This window comes from Murdochiella vaginalis (assembly GCF_902381775.1).
GTDB lineage: Bacteria > Bacillota > Clostridia > Tissierellales > Peptoniphilaceae > Murdochiella > Murdochiella vaginalis.
Genome location: NZ_LR698969.1, coordinates 1,122,074 through 1,143,397 on the forward strand (window position 1 = coordinate 1,122,074; position 21,324 = coordinate 1,143,397).

Sequence of the window (21,324 nt, forward strand, 5' to 3'; positions counted from 1 at the left end):
ACTATGAAGAATCAAATCTATCAACAATATTATGATTTAAGTCCGGAGACGCTCTTGCGTATTGAACGGGCGGAAGATGCTTTGGCGGACCGATTTTCCGACTTGCATGCACTGCGCACGGCAAATCAGCTGAAAGTGTTGCACGCCATGCAACAGAACGGATTGAATCAGGCGGATTTTTACTCGCCGACCGGATACGGATATGGGGATACCGGGCGTGAAAAGACGGAACGTATTTTTCGCGATGTATTTCGCGCCGAGGATGCCCTGGTTCGCGCGAACATTACGTCCGGAACGCATGCGATTGCGACAGCGCTCTATGCTTTGACCAATAGCGGCGATACGCTTTTAGCTGTTACCGGACATCCGTATGATACGCTTCAATCGGTCATCGGCATCCAAGGCAAGGAAATCGGTACGCTTCAGGAACGGGGCGTTCAGTATAAAATGCTCCCGCTACAAAAGGGAAAAATCGATCGGGAAGCGTTGCCGGACGCCGTGTCTTGTCACCCGCGTCTGGTTTTACTGCAGCGTTCCACAGGCTATACGGATCGTCGTGCTTTTACTGTGGAGGAATTGGGCGAAGCGATTGCCATTATTAAAGAAAAGTCTCCGGACTCCATCGTTTTTGTCGACAACTGTTACGGCGAATTTACGAAAGATCAGGAGCCTCTTGAAGTGGGAGCGGACATCATTGCAGGGTCGCTTATTAAAAATCCGGGTGGCGGCATTGCTGTCAGCGGCGGCTATCTGGCCGGTAAAAAAGAGTGGATCGAACGATGCCGAAACCATCTCATTGCGCCGGGCTTGGGCGAGGATACCGGGTTAAGCTTCGGAACGACCCGTCTTACATTACAGGGCCTCTTTTTTGCTCCGCACGTGACCATTGAGGCTTTAAAGGGAGCACTGCTGTTTGCAAAAGTATTTGAAGATTTAGGTTATCGGTGCTCGCCGGCTTCCGATGACCCGCGTAGCGATATTATCGAAGCCATCACGCTGGGAGAGGGGCGAAAGGTGGAAGCTTTTTGTCATGCCGTGCAGAAGGCAGCAAGTGTCGGTGCGGATGTGGTTCCGCTTCCCTGGGACATGCCGGGCTACAGTGATCCCGTGATAATGGCTTCCGGCGGCTTTATTGACGGTTCCTCCATTGAAGTTAGTGCGGACGGGCCGATGCGAGAACCCTATATTGTGTATTATCAAGGCGGGGTAGTTTATGAACAAGCGAAACTGGCTTGTTTGTTAAGCGTGGAGGCAATCCAAAATACAGCAGCGCATGCCGAATAAAATACGAGAGAAAGAGGGGCAACCCTCTTTTTTTTAATTGTCAAGAGAAAAATCTCTTGACAACGAACAAATGTTCTTCTATACTAAAAATACAAAGAACAAATGTTCGTTTTAGGAGGACTTATGAAACGCATCGTAATTACACAACCAAAACGCTTTTATACATTCGTTGCCCTTTGCATTTTTATCCTTGCTTTGGCATTGACTCTTGTGTTCAGTTTCGTATCCCGAGAATCCTCTTCAGCCGCCTCTCCTGTTCATGAAAAAACAGTACTCGTCAAAGCGGGGGATACCGTATGGCATTTGGCCGAGACAGTTGCCGAACACGACGGGCGAGACGTCCGCGATATCGTTCGTGATATCTATCGCGTCAACAATCTCTGGTCTTCCGGTATTTATCCGGGCCAGACATTACGCATTCCCATTCAATAGCTTTTCTGTTGCGGAATAGTAAAAATATAACTCCCAATTCCCTTTTGTGTTCCCGGAGTATAGGTCAGGGTAGGCTAATGTAGATTTATTCATTAGGGGACATAAAATGAGGCTCCATCCTTATCTGGTGGAGCCTCTCATAAATTTACAGGATTTACTCTGTGGGCTTGATGCATATTATCGGGCTTTCTTGTGAAGTGTGTATGCTACAATAGCACATATGATAATTCCAATGCCAAATGGAATGGCAGAAAGAAATGCAACATTAGCGGGTGCACTATAACATCCGTGCTTAATGCCACAAAGCATATCACGATAATTATAGGCAATCACGAAACACATAATGTCAGATAGCAGGATTGCAATAGCAATAAACAAATAACTCAGCTTTTTCATACGCTTTACCTCCATTTCATTTTTTGCGTAGTATTAGTACTAAGCCTACAACCATCGAAAGCACACATAGGATGAGGAGTACGCCAGATCCACTTAGAGTAATCGTCGAAGCAGTATTTAGTTGCTCTGTTGCGCTTGGACTCATGACCATCAAAACTCCGAAAAGGATTAGACATACAGTACCAATCAAACAAAGGCCAATACCTACCTTCATCTCTATGGCTTTTGAAACTTTGGAATCTTCTACCTTCGGCGGTGCTTCCGTTGTACCCTGATCGATTGTTTCTTCCTTCACAAGGTCATCAAGAGTAATGTTGAAGCACTCGCTTAATACCAACAGTTTTTCTAATTCAGGCGTCGATGTTCCACTTTCCCATTTAGATATGGCCTGTCTTGAAACGCCTATTTTCTCTGCAAGTTGCTCTTGAGAAAGTCCACTCTTGCGTCTGAACTTATATATTCTTTCAGACAACATTTTCTCTACCTCCTTGGAAATACTATGCCACAATCTACGGTTACACACTATCAACTACAATTGAAACTTCCGCAACCATTGGTTGCTATATCAAAAAATCAAAAATTTCAACTCTATTCTATTCCATAACACCATACTGCCACCATCCCTGTATATAAGAATAAGACTACCATCCATTTCTGAATGATAGTCCCTTCTCTTAGACCTTGGTCGGGAACTCTCCCTTGGTGTTGATGTCCAGTGGACGGACTTTGATTTGGTCATAGTTTTGCTTGTAGTCGGCGCTGTCAGCGATGGTTTTCTTGAGCAAATAAACCTTGTCCTCAAGTGACAGTCCCTTATGTTGCCAGGTCTAGATGAAGATTGCCATGTACTGGTTCAGATACTTAGTTGCCGGTAGTCTCTCGGCCGACTCTGGGAGCATCTTCTCTATCTGGGAGTGTATTCCGTTGACTTCGCCCAGATTGTACGGCCCGTTGGCGTGCTTTCCAGATTCAATCTGAACATGAGGTACATTCTCACGCCTTGTCAGTGTCGGATATGCTCCGTGGCTGTCTGTTACCAGTGTAGACCCGCGGCTAAATCGGCCTCCCAGTAACTTTTGTGCATCAGAGGTTTCCAGTCTGCCGACTGACAGTGGCTTAGCAATTATCTGCTTCTCCGTGTCTACTGCTACCATGATACATACCTGTTCTTGGTTTCTGCAATAATATCCACTCCACTGTCATTCTTACCCTTGCGTTCAGCCTTGAAGTGAAGTTCGGTCAGAGTGTCCTTTACCCAGTTCTCATATTCGGTACCAGACTTCCAACGCTTAAACTCAAATCCGCCAGTAGCAACGTTCTCACTCATAATGTCTACGCTCCTTTGAAAAGTATTGAACTCATTGTTTTTAAGTTCAATACTTACTAGCGGAGAGTATGTGGGGTCTTATAGGTGCTCAACTTGGGCAACGGGTATCACCAAATCTTGAACGCTTTGCAACGGAAACAAATGATTAAGCAAGGCTGAGACAATGTATCTGCGGTTTTTCTACCTCCACTAAAATTAGATACTTCAATTTTGTCACTATGCTACAAAAATAGATTTCTGGATTAGTCACTATGCACAGACAGCAAAAAGGCACCCATTTCTGGGTGCTTTTGGGTATTTATACATTGGATTCACGGAGTTATACAGCTTTTTCAGCCAGGAACACAAAGTCGAATTGGGACAAATATAAAAGAGATGACGGGGGACGATATCCCTCGTTTTTTATTTTCTTTCTCCACAGAGATCACGCCTATTTCCACGGGTCTTCGAAAATGTCTGCTATAATAATTATAAAAAGGTATCACGATGAGGAGGAGCTCATGTCGCAAACTGTGATTGAAATGAGCCATATCACCAAAACCTTCCCGGGTGTCGTTGCCAACAGCGATGTGTCCATTGCCCTGCATCAGGGTGAAATCCTTGCGCTTCTTGGCGAGAACGGAGCGGGGAAGTCCACGTTGATGTCCATTCTTTTTGGGCTCTATGAGGCAGACAGCGGAGAGATTCTGGTTAATGGCAAACCGACAAAAATCAAAGATCCGAACGATGCGACGCGCTACGGCATCGGTATGGTACATCAACATTTTAAACTGGTGCCGAATTTCACCGTTCTCGAAAATGTCGTTCTCGGGGTAGAAACGACCAAAATGGGCGTTTTGCAGATGGAGGAAGCGCGTAAGCGGGTAATGGAGCTTTCCGAGCGCTATCATTTTCAGATTGATCCGGATGATAAAATTGAGGATATTTCCGTCGGTCAACAACAACGTGTGGAAATCATTAAAATGCTCTACCGTGACAATGATATTCTTATTTTCGATGAGCCCACAGCTGTCCTGACGCCGCAGGAAATTGAAGAGCTTCTGGATATTATGAAGATGCTCGTTCGTGAGGGAAAATCGATTATTTTCATTACGCATAAATTGAATGAGATTAAAGCGGTGGCCGATACAGTCACGGTGTTGCGAAAAGGGAAAGTAGTCGATACCGTTCCGGCCGATTCGGTAAGCATAGAAGAAATGAGCCGGATGATGGTCGGCCGTAAAGTCAATCTTTCCTTTACGCTCGAAGAGCGTCCCTTGGGCGAGACCGTTTTAAAGGTGCGCGATTTAACCTTGGATCAACCGCGGGATGGACAAAAGACTCTTTCGCATATTCATCTCGACGTGCGAAAAGGCGAAATTGTCTGCATCGCCGGGGTCGATGGAAATGGACAGTCGGAGTTTGTTTATGCGCTAACAGGTCTTATTCATAATGTGCACGGCTCTATTATGCTCAATGGCGAAGAAGTGCTCAATCGCTCCATTCGCTATCGAAATACGCATGGCATGGCGCATGTTCCCGAGGATCGTCATCGGTATGGCTTGGTTCTGGATTATGACTTGGGCAAAAATCTGGTGCTGCAGAATTATTTTGAAGAGCCCTTCCAAAAAGGCGGATGGATTCAATTTGAGGAAGCGGACAGATACGCCAATTCCTTAATAGCCATGTATGATGTTCGAGCCGGACGCGGGCCGCGAACGATTGCGCGTTCGATGTCTGGTGGCAACCAACAAAAAGCAATTGTGGCAAGAGAGATGGAGCGAGCGCATGATCTCTTAATCGCCGTTCAGCCGACCCGAGGCCTGGACGTGGGAGCTATTTCTTATATTCATCAACAGCTGATTGCGGAGCGCGATGAGGGGAAGGGCGTTTTGCTCATTTCTTTTGAGTTGAGCGAAGTGTTGGGCATTTCCGATCGCATTTTGGTCATGCACCATGGCGAAATTGTCGCGGAATTACATCCAAAAGAAACGACGGAAGAAGAACTGGGCCTCTACATGTCCGGAGCGAAGCGCATGGAGGTGAACCATGAAGACTAAGCGTTTGGGTTTACAAAAAGCATTGCCATCTCTCATAGCCATACTCATCGGACTTGTGGTCGGGATCGCCATTATTTACTTCACCAATCCCTCTGTTGCGGGAGAGGCCATCCCGAACTTTTTCCGCGGCCCGTTTCTGAACGGCTTGGCCGGCGTTGGCAACCTGTTTTACTACGCCACGCCCTTGCTCATGACGGGGCTGGCGGTTGGGTTTGCTTTTCAAACCGGTCTCTTTAATATTGGCGCGTCCGGTCAGTTTCTATTCGGCGGCTTCATGGTGATCCTGCTCTGCAATCGCCTGGAACGCTATCTTCCGGCCTTTATTATGTGGCCGGTGGCGCTTCTTGTCTCTGCTCTTGCCGGTGCGTTTCTGGGCGCCATCGTAGGTATGTTGAAAGCGTATCGCAATGTGAATGAGGTCATCACGTGCATTATGCTTAACTACACCGTAATGTATCTGGTAAACGATCTGATTAAGCGATTTAACATCTATAATCTTTTTCGTAATACGACCATGGCTATCAACACTGCCGTGCCTCGCTTCGGCTTTGATGTTCTCTTTCCCGGCACCTTTGCCGGCGGAGGATTTCTCATTGGTCTCGCTATGGTGGTCGTATTGCATCTGATTCTGAAAAAAACAACCTTCGGTTTTGAAATGCAGGCTGTTGGCTTGAATCGTGATGCGGCCAAATATGCCGGTATCAATGAGAATGCCAGCATTATCAAATCCATGGCGATTTCCGGCGCAATGGCAGGCCTGGGCGGCGGACTGTTCTATCTGTCCGGTGCCGGAACAGCTATTGCTGTTGTAGATGTCTTACCGCAGCAGGGCTTTGACGGCATCGCTGTAGCGTTGCTCGGTCTCAGTGAACCGATCGGAATTTTATTCTCCGCGCTGTTCTTTTCGTATCTCAATATGGGCGGACAGGCGATTCAGACGCTTGGATATGCTCCGGAACTGATCACGATTATCATTTCCTTCATTCTGTATGTTTCCGCCCTTTCGATTCTTTTCCGTCGCTTGCTGAGCCGTAAAGAAAAGGAGGAGGGCAACTAATGGATATTGTGATCTTTATTTTTCAACAGATGCTGAATTTTGCGATTCCTCTTCTGGTCGTTGCCTTGGCGGCTATGTTTTCGGAACGAAGCGGTGTCATCAATATCGGGCTTGAAGGAATCATGGTAATCGGTGCCTTCGCCGGTACGCTTTACCTGCATTTTGTAAACGAAGCCGGTCAGGAAGTCACCATGGTTCATCTATGGATTGCGATTACACTGTCCCTTCTTGTCGGCACAGTGTACTCGGCATTCCATGCTTTTGCCTCCATTAATATGTTCGCGGATCAAACCATCTCCGGTACGGCAATCAATATGTTTGCCGGGGCCTTTGCTATCTTTGTAGCCCGTTCCTTAATCGGCATTCAGCAGATTTCCTTTACGGGACATTTTACGATCGCAGAGGTGCCTGTTTTAAGCAAAATTCCGCTCATCGGTCCGATCTTCTTTCAGAATGTGTATGTGACCACCTATCTCATTTTTTTCCTTTGGTTGGTCGCAACCATCGTTCTCTACAAGACGCCGTTTGGCCTTCGTCTGCGTTCCGCGGGGGAATATCCGCAGGCGACAGATGCGGCCGGTGTGTCCGTCGCACGTATTCGCTGGGCAGGCGTATTGATTTCCGGCGCACTCGGCGGTCTCGGCGGATTAGCTTATATTTTGCCGGTATCAACGGAGTTTAACGGTACTGTTGCCGGCTACGGCTTTTTAGCCATCGCGGTTCTCATTTTTGGACAATGGAATCCGATTTCGATTGGACTCGCCGCCTTTTTCTTCGGTTTGCTGAAGGCGCTATCGTCGATTTATTCGGGCATTCCGCTCCTGTACAACCTTGGCATACCGCAATTTGTATATCAGATATTACCCTATGTTATTACGATACTTTTGCTGGCCTTTACCAGCAAGAAAACCCGTGCGCCAGCGGCGGAAGGGAGGCCGTTTGATAAGGGACAACGCTAGCGCGACAACCTGTGCTGTTGTGTAAAATTTCTGTATCGTATAAACTGTAATTGCGTGAAGTTCGAACCAAGGAATCCATCGAACGAAGAGAAAGAAAGAAGGAGACAATGAAAAAGTTATTTACGTTTTTGAGTACACTTTTCGTGTTGACGCTCGTTCTTACCGCTTGCGGCGGCAAGGATACGAAGTCGTCGGAAAGCCCTACGGCATTAGAGGCAGCATCGGAAGCAGCAAGTGAAGCGAAGTCCGAAACGACCGGTGAGGTCAAGTATGATGATAATTCGCTCTATCTGATTACGGACTTGGGAACCATTGATGACAAATCGTTTAACCAGGGATCGTTTGAAGGATTAAAGCAGTTTGCGGATGAAATCGGAGTAAAGGCCAATTACCTGCGTCCGCAGGATCAAGGCGATCAGGTCTATTTACAGGCCATTGAACAGGCCATTCAAAAGGGTGCCAAAATTGTCGTTACGCCGGGATTCCTTTTTGAAACCGCTGTAGGCGCAGCACAGAAAGAACATCCGGATGTTAAGTTTATTGCCGTTGACTTTGAACCGCAGCGCGTGGTGGAAGGCAAAACAAATCCGGACGGTTCTCCGGTAACGGAAACCTACTTTGAAAAGAATACCGCTTCCATCCTCTTCCGTGAGCAGGAATCGGGTTTCTTAGCCGGCTATGCGGCTGTAAAAGATGGTTATACGAAGCTTGGCTTTGCGGGCGGCGTTGCCGTTCCGGCCGTTGTACGCTACGGCTTCGGCTTTATCGCCGGTGCAGACTATGCGGCTAAAGAAATGAAGTTGCCCAAAGTCGAAATGATGTATAACTATACGGGCTCTTTTACTCCGAAGCCGGAAATTCAGACTTTGGCAGCCACCTGGTATAAGAACGGCACCGAGCTTATTTTCTCCTGCGGCGGCGGCATTGCTTCTTCCGTGTTGAAGGCAGCACAGGATAACAATGGCAAGATGATTGGCGTTGACGTGGATCAGAAGGATATGGGCGAGCAGGTGATCACCTCGGCGATGAAGAATCTGCAGAGCGCGGTCTATCAAACATGCAAAACCATCGTATCCGGAGAATTCAAGGGCGGCGAAGTTACTCGTCTTGCTGCGAAGGACAACGGCGTTCAGATCTCGGACGACTTCTCCCGCTTTAAGCAGTTCAAAGAAGCGGACTATAAGACAATCTACGAGAAGATTCAAAAGGATGAAGACGGCATTGCGAAAAATATGCCGGAGATCGACCCGAGCCTGAGCTTTACAGAAATGGGCGATCCGACGTTGATCATGGCACCGTTCACCAACGTCACGCTCAATTATGTGAAGTAGTATCGCTCGAAATTCGTAAATAGAAGAAAGGAGGATACCGTTACGGTATCCTCCTTTTTCGTGAAGTACAGAGATAGCATAAAAAAAACGACCTCTAACGAGGCCGCTCCCAATGCAGGTGAAGGGATTTGAACCCCCACGAGATTGCTCCCACTAGTCCCTGAAACTAGCGCGTCTGCCGTTCCGCCACACCTGCAAACAACACGAACATTATACGTGAATCTTATCCACCTCGCAAGTATTTCGACGAAAATTTTTGCTTTTATTTCCATGGTATTAAATGGCCTATGCTATAATGGCAAAGAGTCAGGAGGGGAGAGCATGGAAAGCGTACACGCTTCGGCGGAAAGCAAAACAATGGTTGTCGCTTTACAAGATACCGATGCGGCACATAATAAAATGCTCTTTGATCTTGCCCTGAATGCAGGTGTTATTTTAATGGAAAATGGGGCAGAGACCTATCGTGTGGAAGATACCGTAGAGCGTATTTTACGTTTGAGTGAAAACCGTGGTCTGGATGTTATTGCCTTGCTGACGGGCCTATATGTCACATTGACGTTAAACGATAGTACCTGTTTAACCGCTGTTCGTCGCATTAAGAATCGAACATTCCGTCTGGATCGCATTCGTGATGTCAACACCATTTCGCGTCGTTTAGCAAAGAAGGAACTGTCTATCGAAGAAGCCTATGACACACTGGAAAAATTAGCGCATAATCATGATCCGATCCGTTTTTCGCGCGTGTATCATGCCATTGCTGCCGCCGGATTCGCGCTGATGTCCGGAGCAAATTTGATGGAGAGCCTTTTTGCCGGGTTCGCAGCCAGCAGCATTATTTTAACGAACAAACTCGTACGCAATCGCTTGGGAGGCAGCTTTGTTCCTTCCTTTTTACAGACTTTTGTTATGATTTTTGTTCTCGGCGTGTTGGCACGCTTTTTTCCGATGTTACGTCTGGATCGCATGGCTGTGGGAGCCTTGATCAGCCTATTCCCGGGCACGACGCTTACGAACGGCATTCGAGACACCATGCGCGGCGATTATTTAACGGGCGTAGGCAATCTTCTGGCGGCCATTATTTCGAGCATGGCGCTTGCCGTGGGCACGTTTTTTGCCCTCGCGCTGACAGGAGGGTTCTTCTTATGAATAGTTCCACGTCAACGCTTTTCTCCGTCCTATTTTATCCGCTCAACAACCCGCTGTGGTTCAAGTATATGATGCAGGGGTCCGGCGCTTTCCTTGCCGTGTTCGCCTTTACCATCATGCTCGGTGCGGGTAAAAAAATTGCGCTGTTTAACTCGGTGATTTCGTTCCTCAGCTGGGATACCTATGCCATTTTTCTGGATTGCGGCTGGACAAATTTTTCGGCCACTTTTTTAGCTACGCTCGTTGTAGCCATTGCCGCGCAGCTCGGAGCTCGCTGGTTTCGCACACCAGTGACGATGATTATTATTCCCTCGCTTTATCCGTTGGTTCCCGGCGCACTCATCTATCGCTGCGTCAATGCCTTTTTCTATGAACGCATGGATCAGGCAAGCGTATATGCCATTCAGACATTCATCATGGCAGCATCGATCGCTCTCGGCGTGTTCCTGGTCGAAACGGTGGTCTCTTTGTACAAGCAACTCAAACGGAATAGAATCTCATAAACAGAAAGAAGGAAAACATGGAACAATCCATAACGTACCGCTATGACACCCAACTTCTCATCGAGGGAGAAAATTTGGATGAGGATGAGATCAATGCTTATTTTGTGGAACATTTTGACGGGGACTGCCTCTTGGCGGTGGGAGATGATACGCTGATCAAAATTCACTATCATACCAATGAACCGTGGAAAGTATTGGAATATTGCCGCACCTTAGGAGAAATTTTTGACATCGTTGTCGAGGATATGGATCGGCAGGCACGGGGCTTAAAAGGCTGAAACCAATAAGGATTTGATAAGTCGCGCCGGGGATGTTATTCCTTCGGCGCGCTTTTTTCATCCGTCATTTGAAGGTGGGCAAGAGGATTGCGAGACACCGCATCACGTGCCATCTCGTCTTCTACATGCGTATAGATCTGTGTTGTCTGCAGGGATTCGTGTCCTAAAATACGCTGTAAGGTGCGAATATCCACCCCTTCCCGGTACATGAGCGTTGCCGCCGTATGGCGTAGCTTATGCGTGGAATAGACGGATGTATCGAAACCGGCTTCGCGCAGCAAGGCATCCATACGATGTTGCACCGCACGAGGCGAAATGCGCTGATGGTGTGTCGAGAGAAACAAAGCGTCTTCTCCTGGAACGATGGGGCGTCTCGAAAGATAGGAACGAATGGCCGCTTCACAGGATTCCGTCAGGTAGATTACGCGCTCTTTATTTCCTTTTCCGACGACGTGAAAGCGCCCCTCTCGAAGCGAGGTAATATTGAGACCACAGAGCTCGCTCAGCCGCATGCCGGTGGTTAAGAAAGTGACCACAATAGCGACATCTCGCGTGCGGAAAAAGGGGTTGTCCTCCTTTGCCGCCACTTCAATAAGACGAAGCGCTTCCTCCAGCGTAAGATATACCGGATGGCGTTTCTTACGCTTCGGTGTGGTAAGCTTTTCCGCCGGATTTTTTTCAAAGTATTCCTGGATATTCACCAGATACTTAAAAAAGGAACGTATGGCAGAGGACATGCGCGCGCGACGGCTTCCGGAGAGACCTTCTTCCTGCTCCGAATAGGCCAGAAACGCTAACAGATCGTTGATATCCACGGCTTTTAACGTGTCAACATTCACCATGGCGATATCCACAGAAACTAAGGGTGCCTTTCGGGAAGTACCTTGTCCATGACGGCGAAGATGAAAACGCATAAAGCGCACCAGATCGTACTCATATTCCCGAATCGTCCGCGGAGATAGGCCACGCACCGTTTTCATGTAGTTGATATAGTCTTCCAAAATGATTGGTAACTCCACGGCTTCCTCCTTTGGAAAATTGCAAACCCATCTGCTACATAATATAATACAAAAAGGTTACATTTGCTTCAATGCAACACAATTCCTCTTGGCGCACCAATGTCTTGCGCTTATAGAATGGAGAACAACATGAGCTTACACCAAGAGGCGACAGCGATCTGTCGCAAACTCGGGGAGGATGTCTTAGCCAGTATCGGCCAAGTGGTCATCGGAAAAGATGTGCCGGCAAAAAAAATGTTGATTTGCCTGTTGGCGGGTGGACATGTCCTTTTGGAGGACGTGCCGGGCATCGGCAAAACAACGATCGTGCATGCGCTTGCGAAAGCGGTTCGTCTGGATTTTCAGCGTATTCAATTTACGCCGGATCTGATGCCTTCCGATGTTACAGGCTTTAATATGTATAATCCGAAGACAGCAGAATTTGAATTCCGCGAGGGTGCCGTTAATACACAGATTTTGTTGGCGGATGAAATTAACCGTTCGTCTCCACGCACGCAATCGGCGCTGCTCGAAGCCATGCAGGAAGGACAGGTTACGGTGGAAGGCGTGACGTATGCGCTTCCGAATCCGTTTATGGTTATGGCGACACAGAATCCGGTGGAAAATGTGGGGACCTATCCCTTACCGGAGGCACAAATGGATCGATTTATGATGCGCATTTCCATCGGCTATCCCTCGCAGGATGAAGAAATGGAAATTATTTCTACGAACGCCATGCGTCGCATCCAAAAGGATGTAAAAGTCGTAGCCGAGGCGGAGGTGATCACGTGGCTTCGTGATCAGGTCCCGCAGGTGACCGTTACCGATGAAGTAAAGCGTTACATGCTTATGATCACGCGGAAAACACGCGAGGAAGATCTCATTGAATTGGGCGTTAGTCCACGCGCGGGGCAAATGCTATTTTCCGCCGCACAAACGCTGGCGCTGCTTAATGGCCGTTCCTATGTCGTGCCGGAAGATGTGCAAGCGCTGGTGCATGATGTTTTGGATCATCGCATTATTTTAAAGCCGCAAAGCCGTGGGCGAGGGATTACAGCGCATGAGGTGATTTCCGACATTTTGAAAAATACGGCGGTTCCGCGATGAAAGGCGTTCGCCTGCGCTTTTTCTTTTGGCTTCTTGGCGCGGTCGTGCTTTTTCTGCTGGCCAATACAAAATTGCGCCCGTTTCCACACATTCTCTTGCTCTTTTGGTTGCTCTTGCCCATACTCTCCGTGCTGTTCAGCTACTTATCGGGGCGGCATATTTCCCGCAAAGAAGAGCTCGATCCTTTGCGCCTGCAGCATGGGGAAGAGGGGGAATGGATCCTGGAGCTGCGCAATGATTCTTCCTTATTGCCTTTTTTTCTGCACTTTCCGTTTCCCTCTCCACAGGGAAAGTCTACGACGGAAGTGATGATTGCTCCGGGAGAGGTGAAACGTCTTTCCTTTCCGTTCTATGTACCGCATACGGGAACCTATACGTTTTCTTCCGGAGAGCCCATTTTTGAGGATCTACTCGGCTTTTTCAAGTTGCAATTCGCAGGACGTGCTACGCGCACGGCGGAATGCTTCGCCCTTCCGCAGCGGGTGGATGGGGTTTCTTTCCTTCGCCGCTCGGAGGATGAGGAGGGAAACGTGATTGAGAGGCGGTCCCTAACGCTCGTCAGCGATGAGCTGTTTTCGGTCGATCCGATGCAGCAGGGGGAACCTCTGTCCCATACGCACTGGAAATTGAGCAGCCGTTTGCAAAAATGGATGATCAAACACTATTCCGACGTGGAACAGCAACCCATTCGATTATTAGTGGACGTTAATCCGGTTTCCTTTGATGGATCAGCACACTTTTTGAACACGAAAACCAAGAGCGACCCGGCGCTGGAAGAGGCTTTGGCTTTGCGCACATCCTTTCTGGATCGCTTTTATACGGTAGCGCTCACATTTTTGGAAAAAGGTGTCGGTATTGATGCCGGCGATCGGTATTCACAGCTGATTCATCTACAATCTCCTGCAGAAGCGGAATCGTTGGCTGTATGGATTGCGCATCTACCATTTTCCGCCATTCAACGACCCTGGCGATTGAGTCAGACACCGGATCGTCGTCAATTGATCTGGATTCAATGCATTGATGAATCCACATTGGGAAGTCTTTTACAATATGAGAGCTTAGGCATTGATTTTCTAATTCTTAGTGAACGAGCGCAACAAACGGATGAAATTCTTTCTGCTATAGCCCGTTCCAGCTTAGACATATTTTGGTTGGATGAGGAAGCGTAAGGAGCCCTATGAAACGGTTAACGCAACAAGATCATATACAGATGTTGCAGGCATGGTTGACGACAACAGTATTTGCCGTGGTCATCAGCCACTTCACTCTGCTTTTGCTCGGCCAGAGTAGCGCACCGCTTCTCAGGGAATGCGTACTCTATCTTGGCTTGGTTCTTATACTCATACTTGCTCTGCGCTTCTGGAAAATTACGCTTGGCATCATGGGCGTTCTCATCGTGCTGATCGGTGCACAGCTGTTGATTCATCAGTCCCTGTCCCTTCCGATCGTGGGGGCGGAATGGTGGAGCAGTGTATGGCGCGGAGGATCGGAAGCTCTACGATGGGCTTTCACAATGAATTCGGAAAAAGCGTCTATGCCGTCTCTTTTCCGTCCCTTATTCGCGCTGGTTATTGCACTTCTATCCGTGCTTTCCAATTGGGCGTTGCCCATTCCGATCCTCAATATGTTTTTTCTGATCGCGCCGCTTTTCTATCTGGATCACTTAACGGACGATCCGCTTTGGTTACTATGGCTGATGGCAGGATTATTTTGCGTGTATGCCTCCTACGCCTTTCGTCAGGATCCGCAACATCGAGACCAACGCCCGCCGTTGTTCTTTGCAGTCGTTTTGTTGAGCGCAACGATGATATTACAGCTTATTTTACCGGCAGAGCTGTTCTATCATGAATCTCTTTCCAAACGACTTCGCCAATTCCTGCCGGCGCAGGCGGGAACGGAAATCTCCAGTTTTACGCTGGCGGAGCTCGGTTATTATCCGCAGGGAAACCTGCGTGTTGGCGGACCGGTTTCACCGAATGACGATCTTTATATGACCATCCATGCAGAAGCGCCGGCTTTCTATCTGCGCGGCTCTTCCTTTGATTCGTTTGACGGCAAAAGCTGGTCGCTTTCCTCGCCGCAAACGCTGTTGCCGCTGCGTTTTTCCGAAAAATACTATGATGAATTTGATACGCAACAAGCCAAAACCTTCTGGTTTGCCGATGCCGCTTCTCGTGATACGGCCATTCAAACGGGCCTTTTTCGTCCCACCTTCTATTATTTAAAAACGAAGAATCCGACGCGCATCGTATTTCACGGTGGAAAGCCGGCTTCTGTCGTGCATCTCAACACGGATGTACCTGCCGGAACGAAAACACAGAAGCTTTTGACGGCCTACAATGCCGGCACAGCCTTTTTCTATAGCCCCTCCGGCATGATTGCTTCTGCCGCCGATTATAATGACCATGGCCTCGTGAATCTTGACTTTGTGCCATTGGTGGCCAATTATTGGAAAACGCAGGTGCAGGAGAGCATCAATCCGGCAAAAGGAAAGGGCGAGCAAAAATATCGCCAACTGGTGCATGCCCGTGATCCGGAATTGGAGAAAATACTCTATGGAGACGAACACAAAGAATTTTCAACGCTGCTGCAACAGATGCGTGCGCACTTTGATGCAAATTATCGGTATCGCTTGGATGTCGAAGAAATTGATGACAACGCCAGTTTTATTGACCATTTTTTAACAAAGAGGGAAGGATACTGTGTGTATTTTGCCACGGCATACACCGTTCTGCTGAAGGATATCGGTTATAGCACACGCTATACGGAAGGCTTCATCGTTCCGCAGGCGAGTGACTCGTCTGTGGAAATCTCTGCGCGAAGCTTAACGGCCAAACAGGCACACGCATGGACCGAAGTGTATTTGAACGCCATGGGCTGGGTTCCGGTTGAAGCGACACCGTCCTCGCACGTGGCGGACATCAGCGGTTTAAATCAAGACAGCGCGCAAAATCCGCAACCGGACTTTATTCCACCTACGGATTTGGATGTGATGAGCCCACAGGAATCGTCTTCGGAAACAAATTCGGAATCTTCTTCCGTAAGCGATTCTTCCTCCGAAAATTCATCGGAAAATGCTTCTTCCTCCGACGCGGCCGCAAATTCGTCTTCTTCCACCGAAAATCCGTCATCAACGGAGCCGCCGGAGCAATCTTCGAAAGGATCCGACAATGCGGACGCATCAGAATCGCCTACAAGCGACGAAAACACCAAAACAGGTATAATCCTATGCCTTGCACTACTTTTTGCCGTATGCGCCGTTCTCGTAGCAATACGAGCATTTGGCCGGTATCAGGCGTGGAAACAACGTATGAATGACGAAAAATTGGCTTTAGCGGGCCAAAATGCGCGGGAACGCTTTCGGGTTGTCTGGCATCACATTGATCGACTCGCAGGACAAAATGAAATTGTGCTGGAGCCCAGTGATACGTTGCGCGATTTAATCTATGCGCTCGGGAAATTGGCTACAAAGGCACCAATGAATGAAACGCAGTGGATTGCGGCGCTGGAAGCAATTCGTTATGGACAGAAAGAACCGAGTGAAGACGTTCTTATCACATTGCATTCGGCGTATGTCATGCTGACCATGAAGTATAAAGAGAATACAACGAAATGGAAATGGTTTATCCGTGATGTCTGGTCCATTAAAGGAAAGCCTTGGAACTAATCGCCCGCCCTCATTTGTCACAAAATATTGATTTTGTGACATAAATTAAGCGACGAAATATGGCTATGATAAACAATGAAAGAGCCCGGCGATTCACGCCGGGCCCCCCTCTTTAGTAATTCGTATCGGTTTTCTTTTATGCATCTGCGACAATCGATCGTTGTATCTCACACAGAAACCGATTCGGGTTTCGTTCAAGCTTACTTCAATGTCGCGAACATGACCGCTTTAATGGTGTGCATGCGGTTTTCCGCCTGATCAAACACCTTGGAGTGTTTGCCCAAGAAGACTTCATCATTGACTTCCATGCCGTCGAGATCAAAGTCTTTGCCGAACTTCTTGTTGACATCTTCGCCAATGGTGGTCTTCAGGTCATGGAAGGACGGCAGGCAGTGCAGGAAGATGACATCTTCGGAAGCATTGTCAATAACCTTCTGGTTGACCTTGTAGGGATAGAGCTGATGAATACGGGATTCCCAAACTTCGTCCGGCTCGCCCATGGAGACCCAAATGTCGGTATAGATGACATCGGCATCCTTCGTTCCCTCTTTTACGTCTTCGGTGAAACGAATCGTTGCGCCCGATTCTTTTGCGAAGCCTTCTGCTTTTTTAATAAGCTCTTGTGTCGGCATCAATTCTTTCGGGCCGCAGCCGGTGAAGTTTACACCCAATTTTGCACAGGTGATCAACAGCGAGTTAGAGACGTTGTTACGGCAGTCACCCATGAAGACGAAATTAATGCCCTTCAAATAGCCGAAGTTTTCCTGAATGGTCAACATATCCGCAATCATTTGGGTCGGATGGAACTCGTCGGTTAAACCGTTCCATACCGGGACGCCCGAATCCTCAGCAAGGGTTTCAACCATTTTCTGATCGAAACCGCGATATTCAATACCATCGTAGAAACGACCCAGAACCTTAGCGGTATCGGAAATGGATTCCTTCTTGCCCATCTGGCTCGAACCCGGATCCAGGTACGTTACGCCCATGCCCAGGTCGCGTCCGGCAACTTCAAAAGAGCAGCGCGTACGAGTGGAGGTCTTTTCGAACAGAAGAACAATGTTCTTTCCTTCGAGGTAACGATGCGGCGTATGGGTCATCTTCAGATCCTTGAATTTCTGACCTAAGTCGATCAAGTACTGAATTTCCGCCGGCGTATAATCCGATAACGTGAGAAAACTTCTTCCTTGCAGATTGATTGGCATACTTAACTCCTTTTATCATTATATTGTAAGAACAGCAATGCGTTTACTATAGAAAAACGCACCAGTCCTTTTATATCACATCTTGTCCGGTGAAGATACACCGATTAGGTCTAAAGCGTTGTGTAATACGTTTTTTACCGCCAAAACCAGTCCGACACGCTCATTCGTTGCTTCCGGATCGCTGTCATCGACGACTTTTGTTTCGCCATAGAAGCTATGGAAGGCGCCAGCAAATTGCATCAGGAAATTCGTAATCTTGTTCGGCTGACGCAGCTTTGCTGCCTCAGCGACCACATCCGGGAAGGAATCCAAAAGCTTAAGAAGAACGACTTCCTTTTCACTCGTTAAATGACGATAAGTTTCCTGCGGTTTGAATTCCGGCGCACGCTCCAACAGGGCTGCCGCACGAGCATGCGCATATTGAATGTAATACACCGGATTCTCATTGGAAGCTTTTTTGGCCAGACCAATATCGAATTCCATCTGCGCTTCCACCGCACGGCTGATAAAGAAATAGCGCGCAGCATCGACGCCGACTTCATCAATCAATTCGCGAATCGTTACGGCGTTGCCCGAACGCTTCGACATCTTGACCTCTTCCCCATCTTCCACCAGGTGAACCATTTGGATGATGTCCACTTCCAGATCGTCGCGCTCATAACCGAAGGCCATCAAAGCTGCCTTCATACGGTTGATATAGCCGTGATGGTCCGCACCCCACAGGTTGACCAGTTTTGTATAGCCGCGGTCGAATTTATAAAGATGATTTGCAATGTCCGGTGTCATATAGGTCAACAGGCCGTTTGCCTTGCGCAAGACACGGTTTTTATCGTCTCCCCAACGCGTGGTTTCCAGCCACAGTGCGCCGTCTTCTTCATAAACGATACCCAAGGCTTTCATCTTTTCGATGGCCTCATCGACCTTGCCGCAATCGTAGAGCCACTGTTCGCTGACCCAGGAGTCAAATTCACAGCGGAAATCACGCAATACGTCCTCAATTTTCGCAAGCTCTTCTTTGTAGCCTTTTTGTTTGAAAAACTCGGTACGACCTTCTTCTTTATCCAGCCATACGTCGCCCAATTCTTTGGCCAAATTCTCGCCGATCTGCTTCACATCATCTGCGTTATATCCATCTTCCGGGATGGCCACGTCACGTCCAAAATACTGTGCATAGCGCGCATATACCGACAAGCCGAGGTTTGTCATCTGGGCTCCGGCGTCGTTAATATAGTATTCGCGAAGCACATCATAACCACTTGCCTTCAACAGACGGCAGATGACATCGCCCCATACTGCACCGCGCGCATGGCCGAGGTGCAAATCCCCCGTCGGGTTGGCGCTGACATATTCCACCAAAATCGATAAACGCTTACCGCTGAAGTTTTGGCCGTATTTGTCCCCTTGCTCCAAAACTTTATTGACTATCTGAGCCAAAGAATCTTTTTTTAACCGGAAATTCAAATAACCCGGTCCGGCCACTTCCGCCGTCTCTAATAGATCCGATTTTTCCAACAGCAATTTTGCAAGCTCTTCAGCGATTTGACGAGGAGCACGCCTTAACTGCTTGGCCAACTGCATACAAACGGTGGTTGCATAGTCACCGAAATCCGTATTGCGTGGTACCTCAATCGGAATGGAATCCAGCTTCAACGAATAATGTTCTTCCAGAACATCGCTGATCAGTTTGCTCAGTTTTTCTTCATTCGTCATATTTCTCCGCCTTTTCCTTTGCTTTTCTCTTTCGTCGTAAAGAGAATGAAACACTACCAGTAACGCATCTATTGTACCACACTGGAACGACGGCTTTTCATCTGCTTCATCGAGAACTTTTCAGCTAATACTAATTTTGCACGTTGGCAGAAATGCTCGACCGATCGTTTTTTTGTCCCTTTATGATACACAGCAAGAATCGAAGTTACATTTTCTAATTGTCCCGCGGAAAAATACCGTAAGTTGGAAGAGGGTTGCAAAGACATCAGAGAAGAAAAGGTTTGAAAGGTTATACCTTTTCCACTCTCCACAAGACCTAATGCTGATGCCAAACTTGGTGCTTCAATCAATTCCTTCGGTTTCAGTCCATAATAGGAAAAAAACTGATTGGCAAAAAGACGAATGTTCTGCCATGGGCGTAATACGATGAAGGGCTCATCTATTAATTGTGAATAATCGATTTTTTCTGGATTAAAAGGAGAAAAGTCCGTGGCTTCATTATCCATGAATCCTTCTTTTTGTCTCGCAACGAGCATAATCGGATCTGCTGCCAATACCATATGTTCCAAATCCGGATCTTCCGGGATCATATTCGTCAGTAGAATATCCGCTTTTCTCTTTCGGATCATGTCGAGACATTCAAAAATCGGTCCCTCAGAAACTTCAAGATTAACCGTTGGATATTGGTTGGCAAAGGAAGGGATGACTTTAGGCAAAACGTATACGCCCAATAATGGAATAGTAGCGATCGAAAGAACGTCCGTTTCATTCTGATCATGGCCGATCAGCTTGCTTTTCATTTCTTTTTCCATGGCTAAAAATTTTTCCATATATGATAGATAAATTTTTCCCTGCTTCGTCAATTTTGTAGGCATAGCATCCCGATCAAAAAGAACAATTCCGAATTCATTTTCGACGCGCTTAATAAATCGACTTAGCGCGGGTTGAGAAATATAAAGTTGTTCTGCCGCACGGGTAAAATTTTGTGATTTTTCCACAGCTTTAACGTACGTATAGTAGCGACGATCAAACACCAGTGGCTACCTCCTTCTGTGTGGGATTCGATGTTCGTTTAGACCACACATTCATTGTAATGGATGTAAGGATAATGGCAGAACCTATTATTGCGCTAATTCCTGGTTTTTCTCCAATGAGCAACAAAACCCATACCGGCGTTAAAATCGGATCCAGTATCGGAATCAATACAGCTTCAAGCGCACTCAAACCTTTACTTGCATAGGCATATAAACCATAAGACAAAGCAATAAAAATACCGTTGAGCAGAACAAGCATCCAGTCGAGTCCAAACGTAAAAGGTACTTGTACAAGAAAAGGCAAGCCTACTATAGCGGTTAACATGTTGCCCATAAAAACGCAGACAATAGGATCATTGTTTTTCTGTTGACGCAAAAAAAGAGAAATGCCGGCAAAAAATATTCCATTGCCAACCGCGATCAGATTGCCCAGTGCGCTTCCTCCGCCGAACTGGTCAAGAAAAAAGAGAGCCATCCCGATGATAACGCCAAATAAGCAAAGAAAATCAGCACGACTCAATTTTTCTTTCCACCAGAAAAATGAAAAGAGGGCAACATAGATTGGTGCACAATATTGCATCATAATCGCCATTGCAGCGGTCGTCAGCTTGTTAGAACCGATAAAACTATAGGTGAAAAGGCAGTAACATATGGCATAGCCCAAAATAGCTCTGTCCAATTGTATTTTGTTTTTTCGTACAAATGGCCAGAGTAATAGCCCTGCCACAGCGCTGCGTCCACAGGCAATCGCTATGGCATTCCACGAGATCATTTTGACAAACAATCCGGAAAGACTCCAGATGAACGCAACGAGGATAGTCAGAAGAATAGATTTTTGACGCTGCATGATA

Annotated in this window: 19 protein-coding genes and 1 tRNA gene; 12 read left to right on the top strand and 8 right to left on the bottom strand. The window is 47.5% G+C overall.

The window, feature by feature from the left end; translation table 11 throughout:
* The first annotated feature begins 3 nt into the window (after nt 1–3).
* On the top strand, nt 4–1,284 hold the full coding sequence (locus FXY30_RS04995; RefSeq protein WP_071705583.1) for a methionine gamma-lyase family protein: 1,281 nt from the start codon (nt 4–6) through the stop codon (nt 1,282–1,284).
* 123 nt (nt 1,285–1,407) lie between these two features.
* Nucleotides 1,408–1,716: a LysM peptidoglycan-binding domain-containing protein gene (locus tag FXY30_RS05000; protein WP_071705584.1), complete on the top strand. Its 309-nt coding sequence runs from the start codon at nt 1,408–1,410 to the stop codon at nt 1,714–1,716.
* A 412-nt stretch (nt 1,717–2,128) separates the two neighbouring features.
* Here the strand turns inward: FXY30_RS05000 and FXY30_RS05010 are convergent, their stop codons facing one another.
* Nucleotides 2,129–2,587, bottom strand: a complete 459-nt coding sequence (locus tag FXY30_RS05010; protein WP_071705586.1) for a helix-turn-helix transcriptional regulator — start codon at nt 2,585–2,587, stop codon at nt 2,129–2,131.
* Between the two features lie 672 nt (nt 2,588–3,259).
* On the bottom strand, nt 3,260–3,439 hold the full coding sequence (locus tag FXY30_RS05015; protein ID WP_071705588.1) for a hypothetical protein: 180 nt from the start codon (nt 3,437–3,439) through the stop codon (nt 3,260–3,262).
* 500 nt (nt 3,440–3,939) lie between these two features.
* On the opposite strand from FXY30_RS05015, the gene FXY30_RS05020 reads away from it, so the two are divergent.
* The 4 genes from FXY30_RS05020 to FXY30_RS05035 all read left to right on the top strand — a co-directional run bounded on the left by FXY30_RS05020 (nt 3,940) and on the right by FXY30_RS05035 (nt 8,825).
* Nucleotides 3,940–5,478 carry an ABC transporter ATP-binding protein gene (locus FXY30_RS05020; protein ID WP_071705589.1) on the top strand — a complete coding sequence of 513 codons (1,539 nt, stop codon included), beginning with the start codon at nt 3,940–3,942 and terminating at the stop codon, nt 5,476–5,478.
* The gene (locus tag FXY30_RS05025) at nt 5,468–6,535 is read left to right on the top strand and encodes an ABC transporter permease (protein ID WP_071705590.1); all 1,068 of its coding nucleotides are present in this window, start codon (nt 5,468–5,470) and stop codon (nt 6,533–6,535) included. Before FXY30_RS05020 ends, FXY30_RS05025 begins: the two co-directional genes overlap by 11 nt.
* Nucleotides 6,535–7,494 carry an ABC transporter permease gene (locus FXY30_RS05030; protein ID WP_071705591.1) on the top strand — a complete coding sequence of 320 codons (960 nt, stop codon included), beginning with the start codon at nt 6,535–6,537 and terminating at the stop codon, nt 7,492–7,494. The genes FXY30_RS05025 and FXY30_RS05030 overlap by 1 nt, the downstream gene beginning before the upstream one ends.
* 107 nt (nt 7,495–7,601) lie before the next feature.
* Nucleotides 7,602–8,825: a BMP family lipoprotein gene (locus FXY30_RS05035; RefSeq protein ID WP_071705592.1), complete on the top strand. Its 1,224-nt coding sequence runs from the start codon at nt 7,602–7,604 to the stop codon at nt 8,823–8,825.
* A gap of 113 nt (nt 8,826–8,938) precedes the next feature.
* Here the strand turns inward: FXY30_RS05035 and FXY30_RS05040 are convergent.
* A tRNA-Leu gene (locus tag FXY30_RS05040) sits at nt 8,939–9,021 on the bottom strand.
* A 125-nt stretch (nt 9,022–9,146) separates the two neighbouring features.
* Between FXY30_RS05040 and FXY30_RS05045 the strand changes: the two genes are divergently transcribed.
* The 3 genes from FXY30_RS05045 to FXY30_RS05055 are packed head-to-tail and all read left to right on the top strand — an operon-like array spanning nt 9,147 to nt 10,752.
* Nucleotides 9,147–9,971 (top strand): threonine/serine exporter family protein, encoded by an 825-nt coding sequence (locus FXY30_RS05045; RefSeq protein WP_071705593.1) that lies wholly within the window; start codon nt 9,147–9,149, stop codon nt 9,969–9,971.
* Complete coding sequence (locus FXY30_RS05050) at nt 9,968–10,474, top strand: threonine/serine exporter family protein (RefSeq protein WP_071705594.1); 507 nt, start codon at nt 9,968–9,970, stop codon at nt 10,472–10,474. Before FXY30_RS05045 ends, FXY30_RS05050 begins: the two co-directional genes overlap by 4 nt.
* Before the next feature lie 17 nt (nt 10,475–10,491).
* Nucleotides 10,492–10,752, top strand: a complete 261-nt coding sequence (locus tag FXY30_RS05055) for a kinase to dihydroxyacetone kinase (protein WP_071705595.1) — start codon at nt 10,492–10,494, stop codon at nt 10,750–10,752.
* 35 nt (nt 10,753–10,787) lie between these two features.
* Here FXY30_RS05055 and FXY30_RS05060 read toward each other — a convergent pair whose 3' ends face one another.
* Entirely contained in the window at nt 10,788–11,771 is a 984-nt protein-coding gene (locus FXY30_RS05060; protein ID WP_232009044.1) for a tyrosine recombinase XerC, read from the bottom strand.
* A 129-nt stretch (nt 11,772–11,900) separates the two neighbouring features.
* Between FXY30_RS05060 and FXY30_RS05065 the strand changes: the two genes are divergently transcribed.
* The 3 genes from FXY30_RS05065 to FXY30_RS05075 are packed head-to-tail and all read left to right on the top strand — an operon-like array spanning nt 11,901 to nt 16,524.
* A complete protein-coding gene (locus tag FXY30_RS05065) occupies nt 11,901–12,857 on the top strand; it encodes an AAA family ATPase (protein ID WP_071705596.1) in 957 nt (318 codons plus the stop codon).
* Entirely contained in the window at nt 12,854–14,026 is a 1,173-nt protein-coding gene (locus FXY30_RS05070) for a DUF58 domain-containing protein (protein WP_071705597.1), read from the top strand. Before FXY30_RS05065 ends, FXY30_RS05070 begins: the two co-directional genes overlap by 4 nt.
* An 8-nt stretch (nt 14,027–14,034) precedes the next feature.
* Nucleotides 14,035–16,524, top strand: a complete 2,490-nt coding sequence (locus FXY30_RS05075) for a transglutaminase TgpA family protein (protein WP_071705598.1) — start codon at nt 14,035–14,037, stop codon at nt 16,522–16,524.
* A 200-nt stretch (nt 16,525–16,724) separates the two neighbouring features.
* Here the strand turns inward: FXY30_RS05075 and argF are convergent, their stop codons facing one another.
* From argF to FXY30_RS05095, 4 genes are all read right to left on the bottom strand, one after another.
* Complete coding sequence (gene argF / locus FXY30_RS05080; protein WP_071705599.1) at nt 16,725–17,729, bottom strand: ornithine carbamoyltransferase; 1,005 nt, start codon at nt 17,727–17,729, stop codon at nt 16,725–16,727.
* A 75-nt stretch (nt 17,730–17,804) separates the two neighbouring features.
* Complete coding sequence (argS, locus tag FXY30_RS05085; protein ID WP_071705600.1) at nt 17,805–19,439, bottom strand: arginine--tRNA ligase; 1,635 nt, start codon at nt 19,437–19,439, stop codon at nt 17,805–17,807.
* 68 nt (nt 19,440–19,507) lie between these two features.
* On the bottom strand, nt 19,508–20,473 hold the full coding sequence (locus tag FXY30_RS05090; protein ID WP_071705601.1) for a LysR family transcriptional regulator: 966 nt from the start codon (nt 20,471–20,473) through the stop codon (nt 19,508–19,510).
* A complete protein-coding gene (locus FXY30_RS05095) occupies nt 20,466–21,320 on the bottom strand; it encodes a DMT family transporter (protein ID WP_071705602.1) in 855 nt (284 codons plus the stop codon). Before FXY30_RS05095 ends, FXY30_RS05090 begins: the two co-directional genes overlap by 8 nt.
* Between the last annotated feature and the right edge of the window lie 4 nt (nt 21,321–21,324).